Source organism: Paenibacillus sp. M2 (assembly GCF_046713495.1).
Taxonomy (GTDB): Bacteria; Bacillota; Bacilli; order Paenibacillales; family Paenibacillaceae; genus Paenibacillus; species Paenibacillus amylolyticus_B.
The window spans coordinates 1,538,778-1,551,499 of record NZ_CP169648.1 but is presented as its reverse complement, the minus strand read 5'-3'; the positions used below and the strand labels follow the sequence as shown (position 1 = coordinate 1,551,499).

Annotated in this window: 13 protein-coding genes and 1 other annotated feature (1 of these 14 only partly in view); of the genes, 2 read left to right on the top strand and 11 right to left on the bottom strand. The window is 45.9% G+C overall.

The window, feature by feature from the left end:
* Positions 1-313: 313 nt before the first annotated feature.
* On the top strand, positions 314-757 hold the full coding sequence (locus tag ACETMN_RS06960; protein WP_411735934.1) for a hypothetical protein: 444 nt from the start codon (positions 314-316) through the stop codon (positions 755-757).
* 126 nt (positions 758-883) lie between these two features.
* On the opposite strand, the gene ACETMN_RS06955 is transcribed toward ACETMN_RS06960, so the two are convergent.
* The 10 genes from ACETMN_RS06955 to ACETMN_RS06910 all read right to left on the bottom strand — a co-directional run bounded on the left by ACETMN_RS06955 (position 884) and on the right by ACETMN_RS06910 (position 7,760).
* The gene (locus ACETMN_RS06955; RefSeq protein ID WP_091015379.1) at positions 884-1,231 is read right to left on the bottom strand and encodes a hypothetical protein; all 348 of its coding nucleotides are present in this window, start codon (positions 1,229-1,231) and stop codon (positions 884-886) included.
* Positions 1,232-1,363: 132 nt separating this feature from the next.
* The gene (locus ACETMN_RS06950) at positions 1,364-1,606 is read right to left on the bottom strand and encodes a hypothetical protein (RefSeq protein ID WP_341072663.1); all 243 of its coding nucleotides are present in this window, start codon (positions 1,604-1,606) and stop codon (positions 1,364-1,366) included.
* Positions 1,607-1,719: 113 nt separating this feature from the next.
* Entirely contained in the window at positions 1,720-2,157 is a 438-nt protein-coding gene (locus ACETMN_RS06945) for a hypothetical protein (protein WP_091015384.1), read from the bottom strand.
* A 204-nt stretch (positions 2,158-2,361) separates the two neighbouring features.
* Positions 2,362-3,996 carry a chaperonin GroEL gene (groL, locus tag ACETMN_RS06940; protein ID WP_036611259.1) on the bottom strand — a complete coding sequence of 545 codons (1,635 nt, stop codon included), beginning with the start codon at positions 3,994-3,996 and terminating at the stop codon, positions 2,362-2,364.
* Positions 3,997-4,079: 83 nt separating this feature from the next.
* On the bottom strand, positions 4,080-4,361 hold the full coding sequence (gene groES, locus ACETMN_RS06935; protein WP_017690077.1) for a co-chaperone GroES: 282 nt from the start codon (positions 4,359-4,361) through the stop codon (positions 4,080-4,082).
* A 400-nt stretch (positions 4,362-4,761) separates the two neighbouring features.
* The gene (gene tatC, locus ACETMN_RS06930; protein ID WP_091015386.1) at positions 4,762-5,544 is read right to left on the bottom strand and encodes a twin-arginine translocase subunit TatC; all 783 of its coding nucleotides are present in this window, start codon (positions 5,542-5,544) and stop codon (positions 4,762-4,764) included.
* A 78-nt stretch (positions 5,545-5,622) separates the two neighbouring features.
* On the bottom strand, positions 5,623-5,871 hold the full coding sequence (gene tatA / locus ACETMN_RS06925) for a twin-arginine translocase TatA/TatE family subunit (RefSeq protein ID WP_036668966.1): 249 nt from the start codon (positions 5,869-5,871) through the stop codon (positions 5,623-5,625).
* A gap of 208 nt (positions 5,872-6,079) precedes the next feature.
* The gene (locus ACETMN_RS06920; protein WP_017690080.1) at positions 6,080-6,565 is read right to left on the bottom strand and encodes a molybdenum cofactor biosynthesis protein B; all 486 of its coding nucleotides are present in this window, start codon (positions 6,563-6,565) and stop codon (positions 6,080-6,082) included.
* A gap of 37 nt (positions 6,566-6,602) precedes the next feature.
* Positions 6,603-7,094, bottom strand: a complete 492-nt coding sequence (moaC, locus tag ACETMN_RS06915; protein ID WP_306068493.1) for a cyclic pyranopterin monophosphate synthase MoaC — start codon at positions 7,092-7,094, stop codon at positions 6,603-6,605.
* Positions 7,095-7,121: 27 nt separating this feature from the next.
* Positions 7,122-7,760: a 5-formyltetrahydrofolate cyclo-ligase gene (locus tag ACETMN_RS06910; RefSeq protein ID WP_091015389.1), complete on the bottom strand. Its 639-nt coding sequence runs from the start codon at positions 7,758-7,760 to the stop codon at positions 7,122-7,124.
* Between the two features lie 278 nt (positions 7,761-8,038).
* Between ACETMN_RS06910 and ACETMN_RS06905 the strand changes: the two genes are divergently transcribed.
* Complete coding sequence (locus ACETMN_RS06905; protein WP_091015391.1) at positions 8,039-9,997, top strand: ABC-F family ATP-binding cassette domain-containing protein; 1,959 nt, start codon at positions 8,039-8,041, stop codon at positions 9,995-9,997.
* 649 nt (positions 9,998-10,646) lie between these two features.
* Here ACETMN_RS06905 and ACETMN_RS06900 read toward each other — a convergent pair.
* Positions 10,647-12,206: a 2-isopropylmalate synthase gene (locus ACETMN_RS06900; protein ID WP_091015393.1), complete on the bottom strand. Its 1,560-nt coding sequence runs from the start codon at positions 12,204-12,206 to the stop codon at positions 10,647-10,649.
* 332 nt (positions 12,207-12,538) lie between these two features.
* Positions 12,539-12,722: a binding site (T-box leader), on the bottom strand (it continues 153 nt past the right edge of the window).

The window sequence follows — 12,722 nt, the reverse complement described above, 5'->3', positions numbered from 1 at the left end:
TATTACTCTATTACGAGGTGAGAATTTGCAATATCTGTTTATCACCCTCTTCATTCTTGGATTTATCGCATTTTTGGGATTTCTTATTCTGATGATCTTATCTATTCGCAAAGGTAATAGGTTACCGATCAGATTTATTTTTCTAACGACTTCCTGTTTTGCGATTGCTTCAATAGGTTTATATGGGATGCTGAATTTATCTTCGAACTCTACTCAGTCTGAAATAGATCAGGCGTTGGAACACGAATCAAGTGACGCTACAACAGAAAAAAATCCAGCAACTTCAACCCAGATTAAACTTTCGGGCCTCCACATGACTACCGATGAATTCCAAAACAAGTTTAATGGCGCCGTGGGCAAATACCGACTGAATGGTTTGAGTATTACCCGCTTGGATATGAAAGACTCTTCCGAGCAGGGCACTGGTACTTTCGAGTATGTATTCAATGACGAGTTGCGTTTGGTTGGTGCAGTGAATGCAGATAAGAGCATTCAGGAATTCAGGTTATACGCAACTGGCGATACGCGTAAACCAACAGGTGGAATTTATATGACTGCTATCGCCACACTCATTCTCACAACCAATAGTCAGTACTCGTATAACGATGCACAAGATGTCATTCAGGATATGCGTCTATTGGATCGCGACGTGAATCAGTCTGATTTTGATGGGGCGACAGTTCGCAACGGATTGGAATATCGCTTCAGCGTACAAGATCATGAACACTCTACTTTTGAAATAACTGTTGCGAAATAAGATGCGATTGTGCAAAAAGGTAAAAAGGCCGCTCCATGAAGGAACGGCCTAACGTGTGGTATGTACTATAGGAATGATTCAGTGTTTGCCACCAAACCAATGATGAACGCCTCCACCATGCGAGAGTTACTCAAAAGTTACAGTCTCGCTTTGATTGTTCCAACTCATTTTAAAGGTAATCGGGTCTTTCGTTTTCTCCGCCTCAGTAACCGTTCCCGACATACTGAACGGTACCCCTTGTTCCTCAAGCGCTTTTCCCTGTTGGTCTATATTACTGCCGGTAAGGTCAAACACAAAATCCTTTATACGCTTTTCATCACCTATATAAGTAATACTATAGTTCCCTGTTGATCTCTGAAGAGACACATCCCAGTTATCGCTCTTTCCGTGTAGCCTATCATCCGCACTACAAGCTGAGACAATAGATAAAATTAATATAGTACAAAGAATCAATGGCAATTTAAATAATTTCATAAAATCCCTCCAATATAATAAAATAACCATAAATTGAAAAATCAATCTCGAAAAACGGCTGATAAACCAATTGGCTAGATTATCAGATCAGAGCTAAGCTAGGTTACGTGTGAAAAATCATGTATGTGTTACCTATCTTGTATATCTATCGATGTCATCGCTCGCAGATTCGTGCTCTCTTCTATGATAGTCTTCATGCTGACGGACATCGTTCTTTAACTTCGCTAAGAATCCCCAGCCCATAAAGGCAAGTAACAGCACCGTAATCAGTGCATAAGCAAAGCTATATAAATTCATAAAAAAGTTGATAAATATTGCAGCGAGCATCAAGCCCAGAATCCATAATGTCCACTTCGTACCCTTTTTCAAAATCATTTCCTCCTCAAATAGTTCCTAATAAACCTTCTATGTATCCCTGTACATACGAAATCATAGAAACAAGGTTTCAATCTCAGGGCTCCAAATCTACATTTAGAGCGATTCCCAAATCATTTATAAGCATCAGTTCCCAGAGAAACATCTAATGTGCCAGACATCCCTTGAGCAGAAGAGGTACTCACATAATACCAACCCGTCGACAACGCTTTGTCACTATAATATGTATGCTCTTTTCCATCTGCCGGGACACTGCCAGACGTTATCTCGGTTCCACTAGTAGATCTTTTATTGATCGTAAATGTGAAGCGTTTCGAACCCCTGTTTTTAAAACTCACTTTCACATAACTAAATCCTGCCGGAATATTAAACCGATGCGTATTTGTAGTACCTGCGAAATCCTCATTATTAATTACTGTTAATGGAGTTGATGGAGTACTTCTAGGTTCAGTTGCTAATCTCCCTTCAGAATTAGAAGTGAAATTATAAATTAAGATAATAACAGCAATAGAAACCAAAACTGCTAATATCATTTTTCTAATATGTTTCATGATATATGCCCTCCATATCTCTTGATACTAATTTTGATTATACAAATACTCAACAACACAAAAACCACTCCCTAATAATTTCCAAGAAGTGGTTTTTGTATTATTTATAATTTGTATCAGTGACTGCTTCACCAATTCTCGTCACATCGTAACGAGAATTCACTCTGCCAGGCACATGATGCTTTAAAGGTTTTTACACCTTTATTACATCATGCCGCCCATTCCACCCATACCGCCCATGTCAGGCATTCCGCCACCAGCACCTGCAGGTTCTGGTTTGTCAGCGATAACTGCTTCAGTAGTCAGGAACATTGCAGCTACGGAAGCCGCGTTTTGCAATGCATAACGAGTTACTTTCGCAGGGTCAACGATACCAGCTTCGATCATGTTAACCCACTCGCCAGTTGCAGCGTTGAAGCCGATGCCTGTTTGTTCTTTTTTCAGACGTTCCACGATTACGGAACCTTCTTCGCCAGCGTTAGCTGCGATTGTGCGGATTGGTGCTTCCAGAGCACGCAGGACGATGTTTACGCCTGTTTGCTCGTCACCGGACAGAGCTACAGCCGCAACCGCGCTATATACGTTCATGAGCGCTGTACCACCACCGGATACGATACCTTCTTCAACCGCTGCGCGAGTTGCGTTCAGGGCATCTTCGATGCGAAGTTTGCGTTCTTTCAATTCTGTTTCAGTAGCCGCACCAACTTTGATTACTGCTACACCGCCGGACAATTTAGCCAGACGCTCTTGCAGTTTCTCTTTGTCGAACTCGGAAGTTGTTTCTTCCAATTGTGTACGGATTTGGCTAACACGTGCATCGATATCGGATTTGTTACCAGCACCGTCAACGATGATTGTGTTTTCTTTGGTTACGCGGATTTGACGAGCTGTACCCAGTTGTTCCACAACAGCGGATTTCAGGTCCAGACCCAGTTCTTCCGTGATCAATTGGCCACCAGTGAGGGCAGCGATGTCTTGCAGCATTGCTTTACGACGGTCACCGAATCCTGGAGCTTTAACAGCTACAGCATTGAATGTACCACGCAATTTGTTAACAACCAGCATAGCCAATGCTTCGCCTTCGATATCTTCAGCGATCAATACCAGCGGTTTGCCTTGTTGAACGATTTTCTCAAGCAATGGCAAGATATCTTGCGTGCTGGAGATTTTTTTGTCTGTGATCAAGATGTACGGATTGTCCAAAACAGCTTCCATTTTGTCCGTGTCTGTGATCATGTAAGGAGAGATGTATCCACGGTCGAATTGCATACCTTCAACCACTTCAAGCTCTGTAGCGAATCCTTTGGATTCTTCTACAGTGATTACGCCATCTTTACCTACTTTTTCCATAGCTTCAGCGATCAATTCGCCTACTTCTTCGTCAGCTGCAGAGATTGCTGCAACTTGTGCGATGGATTGTTTGGAATCGATTGGTTTGGAGATGGATTGCAATTCAGCAACCGCAGCTTTAACCGCTTTGTCGATCCCTTTACGGATACCGATTGGGCTAGCGCCTGCAGTTACGTTTTTCAGACCTTCTGTGATCAGCGCTTGCGCCAATACAGTTGCTGTTGTAGTACCGTCACCGGCAACATCGTTGGTTTTTGTTGCTACTTCTTTAACCAGTTGTGCACCCATGTTCTCGAATGCATCTTCCAGTTCGATTTCTTTAGCAATGGTTACACCATCGTTAGTGATGAGCGGGCTTCCGAATTTTTTCTCCAGAACCACGTTACGGCCTTTAGGACCGAGTGTTACTTTTACTGCATTAGCCAATGCGTCCACACCACGAAGCATGGAGCGACGAGCGTCTTCACTGAATTTAATGTCTTTAGCCATGTTAAGAAAACCTCCCTAGTTTTTGTTGGAAAATGGTCGTGCTATGTCGTGCTATATGGTTCGGTTATCCGATTAAATTTGAATTAGTCGAGAATCGCGTGAATATCGCTCTCTTTCATAATCAAATATTCTTTACCTTCGAATTTGATTTCTGTACCGGCATATTTGGAGAAAATAACGCGATCTCCTTCTTTCACTTCCAGAGCTACACGTACGCCGTCTTTCAATACTCCAGCACCAACTGCAATGATTCTACCCTCTTGCGGTTTTTCTTTGGCGGAGTCCGGGAGTACGATCCCGAAAGAAGTTGTTTGTTCTTGCTCCAGTGGTTCTACCAATACGCGTTCACCTAAAGGTCTGATCATGAAAAATAGCCTCCTTTTGAAATTATATAACGTTACATTGTAGGTTGTAGCCATATGTATTAGCACTCGACAGTGTTCAGTGCTAACAACCAACTTTATGATACTCAACTTGAAGCATGATTTCAAGTCCTTTTGACGAATTCCTGCGAGAATTTACGTTGAATTTACACAAACATAGCCAAATTACACCCGCTGTGCCTGGTTCTATGTTGCAATTCACTAATCTTATTCTACGAAATTGTTTAACCCTTCTGCAACGTTAACAGACAGTCCCTTCCCCATTGTATCCATTGTTGAACATAATATGCCTGCTTGTCCTGTCCTGGTGGTCGGCAGTCTACAGAAATAGCCCGGATAAGAACAGAACGTCTTTTCCGGGCACATTACAGCTTATCCTTATTCAGCCCACATGTTTCTTATCCTCGGCACGAACGTAGCGGGATTCGATCTCTTCGTCGGCTGCAAGCTGCTTGCGATATACGATTGCGGATAATAACACACTGATCTCATATAACAGGAGCAAAGGAATCATCACCAGCAGATCAGATATAAAGTCTGGAGGTGTAATGACCACTGCAATGAAGATCAGAACAAAATAAGCAACTCTGCGCATCTTGCGAAGACGAATTGGATTCAGAATCCGCAGCCCTGTCAGAAACATAATAAGTAAAGGAAGTTCAAATAACAGGGACACAGGCAGCACAATGCCAAACAGGAAGCTGAAATACTGCTTCATCCCGTAGGTCTCCACAAGCCCCATCTTCTCCGTTATCGCTGTTGTGAAGGCAAGTGCCATTGGAAAAATAACATAATACGAGAAAGCCATTCCTGTCAGAAATAAGAGAAACACATAGGGCACATACTTCAGCGTCGCTTTTCGTTCGCGCGGCTTTAGCCCTGGACTAACAAACTTCCAGATCTGATACACCGTAAATGGAAGTGTAATTATAAGTGAAAACAGCCCTGCAATCTTCATGTAGATGCCAATCCCGTCCCAAAACGAGAAGGCATGTAACACAAAACCTTTTGCCGACTCTGACTTGGTCAGATATTGGTATACCGGGTCCGCCACAAAAAATCCTGCAATCAGTCCCAGCACAAAAATGCTTAGTACATAAATCAGCCGCTTGCGCAGCTCACTCAGATGTTCCGTAATCGACATTTCTTCCATTTGCTGCGTCATGCCTGCCCCCCATTATTGCCAGCTTAAAATACAAAACCCTTCCGGCAGGAAGGGATTTCTCTTTCATTGCCGTCAAGATTATTCCGGCAGGCGTTTATCAGCAGGCTTGTCTGCAGGTGTGCTCTCAGCTGCCAGCGGTTTCGCCTTCTCCTGCTCTTTGCGATTGGACGAGTCATCCTCAGAGATAATCTCGCGAGCGCCTTCTTTAAATTCACGGAAGGTACGCCCAACTGCACGTCCCAGTTCCGGAAGTTTGTTGGGTCCAAACAACAACAATGCAATCACGGCCAGCAAAATAAAACCCGTAGGTCCAATGGAACTAAACATTGATATTCCTCCTCGTCTCAAGCTTCGAAGATGCACATACTTGGCCAGATGTTCATAGATGTCTCTGCTGCGTTCTTAATTTAAGCCCATCATACCATAGATGTAACCACTTACATAACCCGCAAAATTCACAAATAAGAGATGTCACTAGAACAATCTAACAACAGTCATGGCTAATCGGATATCTTGCCCCAGAGTCCATGCTCGATTATTGCTTGAACTGACCCGTAACCATCAGCAGCGCTTCCGGAAGCTGATCCATAATGGCAGCCAGATGTTCGTGCACACCCTTTGGTGTACCTGGCAGATTAACAATCAGCGTACGTCCACGAATGCCACATACCCCACGGAACAGCATTGCAGAACGGTTTTTGCTCATTACACTGTACCGCATGGCCTCTGCCATCCCGGGAACTTCCCGCTCAATTACGCGCCGGGTCGCTTCCGGAGTAATATCACGAATGGCCAGCTCCGTTCCACCGGTAGTCAGTACCAGATCGGCGTGAAAATAATCCGTCATCTCAATCAAAGCCGCAATAATCTCATCGGGTTCATCCGGAACGATACGGTACTCCACGATTTGACCACCCAGCTCTTCTTCCACCAGCTCCCGAATGACTTGTGCACTCGTATCCTCACGTTCCCCGCGGGCTCCTTTGTCACTGGCTGTCAGGATTGCTGTTCTCCACACCATAAAGATCACCCTTCTCCTCTATGAAAATAAATATTGCCTATCGGCTGTAATCACCGTTTTTGCCACCACTCTTGGAATTCAACATGGTTGGACCGATAATCATATCTTTTTGCATGGCCTTGCACATGTCATAGACCGTCAGTGCTGCAGCTGAGGCAGCCGTGAGCGCCTCCATCTCAACACCCGTTTTGCCTTCGGTTTTGACAGTAACTTCAATGTGCAATTCATCCACTCCATTATCATGAAAACGAATATCCACACCCGTCAGTGCCAGCGGATGGCACATCGGAATCCAATCCGACGTTTTCTTCGCGCCTTGAATCCCGGCAATCTGAGCCACAGCCAGAACATCACCTTTGCCGATTCTGCCCTCCCGAATCGCTTCCAGTGTATCTGGATTCATCGTCACTTTCGTTACGGCCACAGCCGTACGTACGGTAATTTCCTTACCTGAAATATCAACCATCCGGGCCCGCCCCTGTTCATTAAAATGGGTCAGTTTTCCACCCGAAGCCTGGCCGTTGTTCACTTCTGAACTCAATCACATCACAACCCTTTATTCGATATGTAATATACCTTCGGTTGTTATCAACAGATCAATCCGCAGATCGAGCAGGTCCATCGGGATATCCTCTTGTAACTGACCCGGCAATACCATCGCAGCCATCAACGGTTTCTTGCCCATCATCACACATGTTGCTGCAAGCGTCTCGGCAAAACGATCATAATAACCGCCACCATAACCAATACGCCCGCCATGGAGATCATAACCAAGTCCCGGTACCAATATGAGATCGATATCCGGCCAATCATCAGGCGTCAGGACTTCACAGGAATCCTTGGGTTCCGGTATCCCCCATATGCCTGGCTCCAGATCTTGTTCTCCGGCCACCCGCCGTAACTCCATTCGAGGTGGATTCGCCAAGACTTTTGGTGCAAACATCACATCTCCATGATTCCAGCCCTCTTGAAACAGAAAAGCTGTGGACGCTTCGCTTCCATAGGACAAATAACTGAATATGACGAGTGGTTTGTTCACAACCTTGCTCTTGGCCTGTCTAAGGCGCTTCAGCTCCCGCTTCACTCCAGCGTTAATCTTAGTCATCGCCTGCTGATGCATGCTTGCATCCATCAGATCACGGCTCTGTCTCAGTCTGGATCGAAGCTGACTTTTCAGTTCCGCATGATCCTGCATATCCTTGAATAACCTCCTGTTGATAGGGAAGGTAGAAAAAAGCTCTCATTAAAAAAAATTATATGTTATGACCAGTTGTCATCTTGTTGAAAGGGTTAAAATGATTCATTTTCTGCAAAATCCTCATGTAATAACATGCCTTCTTTCAGTTTATCATTGATTGATCAAAAAGACTACATACCCCATGCGTTCCCAATCGGTGCAATTGCTCTGTATTTCATGTAAACTGGGATATAGTTGTCATATCAAGAACTGGACCTATGGAGGAACTTAATTTTATGCTGCTGCAAGTATCCGGAATTATCAAACGTTTTGGTGTCGATCCAATCCTGGACGGCGTGAACTTACAAATATTAGAACGCGAGCGCATCGGCCTCGTTGGCGTAAACGGTGCAGGGAAATCCACTTTGCTCAAAATTGTAGCCGGTGAAATGTCCTATGACGGAGGACAGATTTTCAAGTCCAAAGAAACAACGCTCGGTTACCTCGCTCAGAACAGCGGGCTGCAATCCGATCGCAGCATCTGGGAAGAAATGATGAACGTCTTCGCTCACCTGACACAGGCTGAAGCTGATTTGCGTCAGATGGAACGCGATATTGCCGACCCTGCCCAGATGGAAGATGAGAAAAAGTATGCTGACCTGCTGGAACGTTATGCGAAACGCTCCGATTGGTTCAAGGACCATGGCGGTTATGAGATGGAAACCCGCATTCGCAGCGTACTGCACGGGATGGGATTCGGCGAATTTTCGCCAGACACCCCCATTGCAACTCTGAGCGGCGGGCAGAAGACACGCCTTGCCCTTGCTCGTATTTTGCTTCAGGCACCTGATCTGCTCATGCTGGACGAGCCTACCAACTATCTCGACATCGCCACCCTTACATGGTTGGAAGATTATCTGAGAGGTTATTCAGGCGCACTGCTCGTGGTATCCCATGACCGGTACTTCCTTGATCGACTCGTAACAACCATCGTTGAGATCGAACGTCACCGCTCCAAAAAATATACGGGAAATTACAGTCGTTATATGGAGCTCAAAGCTGCCGAGTATGAAACTCAGATGAAGCAATATGAGAAACAACAGGGTGAAATCTCCAAGATGGAAGATTTTGTCCAGAAAAACATTGTACGTGCTTCGACGACCAAACGGGCGCAAAGCCGGCGCAAAGCCCTCGACAAAATGGAGCGGCTTGATAAACCGATGGGAGATCTGAAAAAAGCCCATTTTTCCTTCGAAACTGCCGTGATGTCAGGCAAGGAAGTGCTTCGAGTGGATCAGCTGTCCGTCGCTTATGACGAGGCTTCTCCATTGTTCCGCAACGTATCCTTCGATCTGCGGCGTGGGGAAACGGTTGCTCTGATTGGTCCAAACGGTATAGGTAAATCCACCATGCTGAAGTGCCTCACTGGAAGTTTACGTCCGGTGACCGGGGAGATCCAATGGGGAACAAAAGTGCAGATCGGCTATTATGATCAGGAACAGACTGGGCTCAATCCGTCCAACACGGTTCTGGAAGAACTGTGGAGTGCCTATCCCGGGATGGAAGAAGCACGCATTCGGACCGTACTGGGGAACTTTTTGTTCAGCGGTGACGATGTGCTCAAGAAAATCTCCTCCCTCAGCGGCGGTGAGAAAGCACGTGTCTCTCTCTCCAAGCTGATGCTGAAGGAAGCCAACATGCTCATTCTGGATGAGCCTACGAACCATCTCGACCTGTTTGCCAAAGAAGTGCTGGAAGCGGCATTAATGGATTATGAAGGCACCCTGCTATTCATCTCCCATGACCGGTACTTCCTCAACAAAATGGCTGAACGCATTGTAGAGCTTCATCCAGGTGGAACGGAACACTATCTCGGAAATTATGATGATTATGTGGAGAAAAAACAGGAGCTTGAGGACATCGCACGTGAAGCTGCTGAAGCACGTCAGGCTTCATCCAAGAACTCGTCCAAATCCGATCTGAACACAGCCACAACCGAAAAATCCGGAGCGGCTTCATTCGAAGCGGAAAAACAGGCGAAGCGTGAAGAGCGTAACCGGCAACGCAAGCAGGAAGCTCTGGAACAACAGATTGCGGAGTTGGAAACGAAGATTACCGAACTTGAGACACAGATGGCTCTGCCTGAAATCTATCAGGATTATATGAAGCTGCAAGAACTCCAGCAACAATCGGAGGAACACAAAGCAGAACTCACCAAGGCATACGAGGACTGGGAAGAACTAGCTATGGAATAGTACGAATAGTACAGACTCAGATCATGGCTTGATCGGCTCCATGCAAGTATAGTTGTACCACCGGCTGATTCCTTATTGGGATCAGCTTTTGTTTGTTGAGGATGAGTATTGAAGCTATGCACCTTATGTTCTTTATGTTCCTTGAGATTGAACTCTAACATACGGAGGTTAGGGAGCTGTTTTGACTTTTGTCAAATTTACTCGAATGTAGAGAAATATTTTTATCCATCTGCCCCTCACACTTATCCACAAGAAAGCAAGATAGCAAGCACATTAATAAGCTTAATTATACAGCGGTAGAATAGCCTTTTACACACAAAAACCATATTTATCCACCAAGTTATCCACTTTATCCACAACTTTGTGGATAGTAAAGAGTCATTCTATCCCCTAAACCCTTTTCCTTTCGAAAACTATACTGGTTTGGCTTTATCCTAGTTACCCACAATTTTCACTGGATATGTGGATAACTATAGTCACACCTTGACAAATGCATCCTTCCACTCCTCAATGTTCCTCCATAATAAGACAAAAGCAGACCTTTGTCATTCAAGGCCTGCCCGTCATTTATTTACTATATGCCATGCATATTTACATCAAATCGCAATTGCTACTATTGCCGCTGTAGATGCGATCTGGCAAAGATGTTTTACGCATGTGCTTCTTGTTCATGCTGTTCGGAAGACTCCGCCTTAAGCCCAGCAGCATTACAAGCCGCTACATAAGCCAAACCGGCAGCCATGACGATATCATTATGTGTTGCTGTTCCCCGGAACTCACGTCCTGCACGCTCCACGGTAACTACAGCTTCTGCACTTGCACCCTCTCCACCACTCAAGGCATGCATCTCCATATCTACAAATGCAATATCATCGGAAATACTTTGACCAATCGCACGGATGGTTGCATCCACGGGTCCACCGCCAACAGCAGAGTAAGAATGTTCTCCAGCGCTTGTGCGAATGCGAACGGCGGCCATTCGATCCGTCATACTGCCCGCCGTCACCTGCAATTCAACCAGTTCATAGTCCTGTGCAGGAATATTCATGGTCTGGCTAACCATCTGTAATAACTGGTCGTCACTGACCACTTTTTGCTGGTCTGCGGTTTCTTTAAATACCTCATACAATTGCTCCATCTGTTGCTCATCCGGCTCAAAACCATATTTGCGAACCCGGTCCTTCAGGGCGTGACGACCGGAGTGTTTGCCCAGAATAATCATGCTGCGTGGGATACCCAGCGCTTCCGGGTCCATAATCTCATAGGTGCTCCGATTCTTCAGCAGACCATCCTGATGGATGCCGGATTCATGCTGGAATGCATTACGTCCTACCACTGGCTTGTTGTACGCAATCGGGAAGTGCATCGCACGGCTGATCTGACGTGAAGTCTCATACAGCTGATTCAGCTTAATGTTCGTCGTTGCACCAATTGCGTCTCCCCGAGTCTCCAGCGCCATAATCAGCTCTTCCAGTGCACAGTTCCCCGTCCGTTCTCCGATACCATTGATGGTCACTTCAATCTGGGTAGCCCCATTGGCAATCGCAGCCAAACTATTGGCTACGGCCAGGCCCAGATCATTGTGACAGTGAGCACTATAACGAACCTGATCGCCGCCTCTTGCACCCTCACGCACCCGGCGGAACATCTCGCCATACTCATGTGGCAGGGCATAACCGACCGTATCCGGCAGATTGATAATGCTCGCTCCAGCTTCAATGGCGACTTCAACCATTTCAATCAAATCGTCCATCTTGGTACGGGCAGCGTCCATGGCTGTGAACTCTACAATGTCCGTGAACTGTCGTGCATAAGACACCATCTCACGGGCCGTGGCCACCACTTCACTACGCGGACGACGCAACTGATGCTCAATATGAATATCCGAAGAAGAGATAAACAGGTGAATTCGGCGTCGTGCTGCATCCGCCGTTGCTTGAACTGCTGCATCGATATCACCTTTGACCGCACGCGCGAATCCGCAGATCTCCACGTTCTGCAACTGTCTCGAAATCGCCTGAACCGCCGCGAACTCACCTGGACTGGAGATCGGGAATCCAGGCTCAATGACGTCGATACCCAGAGAAGCCAGTTGGTGTGCCAATTCAATTTTTTGCTCGGGTTGCAGACTTGCCCCTGGTGCCTGTTCTCCATCACGCAGCGTTGTATCAAAAATCTCAATCATGCGTTTGTTATTAATTGTTGTCATATCCATCAACCTCCATCAAATTTTTATAAATAGTTTCGTTACGATCCACGTGCCACAAGAACATCCGCTAATCGCCGAGTTGTTATATATTTTGTTTGTAAATGCGTATGTTGTTTGTAGCTTAGTCCTGAGTGATCATTAAAGCCTGATGAATGTTTAGTGCCTATACTTGTTGTTCAATGTTCATTACTCGTTCGTTGTATATCCCGCTTACCCTCATGACAGAGTGTACGTCGACTTACACCCTGATCCTCTGACTTTTCAATCCCCATATGGTTCTTCCCATGCCCACCCTGCTGCCGGCAGCAAACACAAATAACCCGCCATCTCATATAAGAGACGGCGGGTTATTATCCCCTCCGCGGTACCACTCTCGCTTGATGGGCCAGGCTTGCGCCGGACTCCATCCACCTCGTCGTCTCCGATCCGCTGGATGTGCGTACACGCACGACAACAATGGAATTCGGAGAAACACCCTATAACGGGGGTTAACCGTTGCTGTGTAACACATGTTGT

Bases quoted from the DNA above. Each gene is read 5' to 3' on its own strand.
- tatC (WP_091015386.1), bottom strand. From the start codon at position 5,544: ATGACGCAGCAAATGGAAGAAATGTCGATTACGGAACATCTGAGTGAG.
- groL (WP_036611259.1), bottom strand. From the start codon at position 3,996: ATGGCTAAAGACATTAAATTCAGTGAAGACGCTCGTCGCTCCATGCTT.
- ACETMN_RS06960 (WP_411735934.1), top strand. From the start codon at position 314: ATGACTACCGATGAATTCCAAAACAAGTTTAATGGCGCCGTGGGCAAA.
- groES (WP_017690077.1), bottom strand. From the start codon at position 4,361: ATGATCAGACCTTTAGGTGAACGCGTATTGGTAGAACCACTGGAGCAA.
- ACETMN_RS06955 (WP_091015379.1), bottom strand. From the start codon at position 1,231: ATGAAATTATTTAAATTGCCATTGATTCTTTGTACTATATTAATTTTA.
- ACETMN_RS06900 (WP_091015393.1), bottom strand. From the start codon at position 12,206: ATGACAACAATTAATAACAAACGCATGATTGAGATTTTTGATACAACG.
- tatA (WP_036668966.1), bottom strand. From the start codon at position 5,871: ATGTTTAGTTCCATTGGACCTACGGGTTTTATTTTGCTGGCCGTGATT.
- ACETMN_RS06905 (WP_091015391.1), top strand. From the start codon at position 8,039: ATGCTGCTGCAAGTATCCGGAATTATCAAACGTTTTGGTGTCGATCCA.
- ACETMN_RS06920 (WP_017690080.1), bottom strand. From the start codon at position 6,565: ATGGTGTGGAGAACAGCAATCCTGACAGCCAGTGACAAAGGAGCCCGC.
- ACETMN_RS06945 (WP_091015384.1), bottom strand. From the start codon at position 2,157: ATGAAACATATTAGAAAAATGATATTAGCAGTTTTGGTTTCTATTGCT.
- ACETMN_RS06910 (WP_091015389.1), bottom strand. From the start codon at position 7,760: ATGCAGGATCATGCGGAACTGAAAAGTCAGCTTCGATCCAGACTGAGA.
- ACETMN_RS06950 (WP_341072663.1), bottom strand. From the start codon at position 1,606: ATGATTTTGAAAAAGGGTACGAAGTGGACATTATGGATTCTGGGCTTG.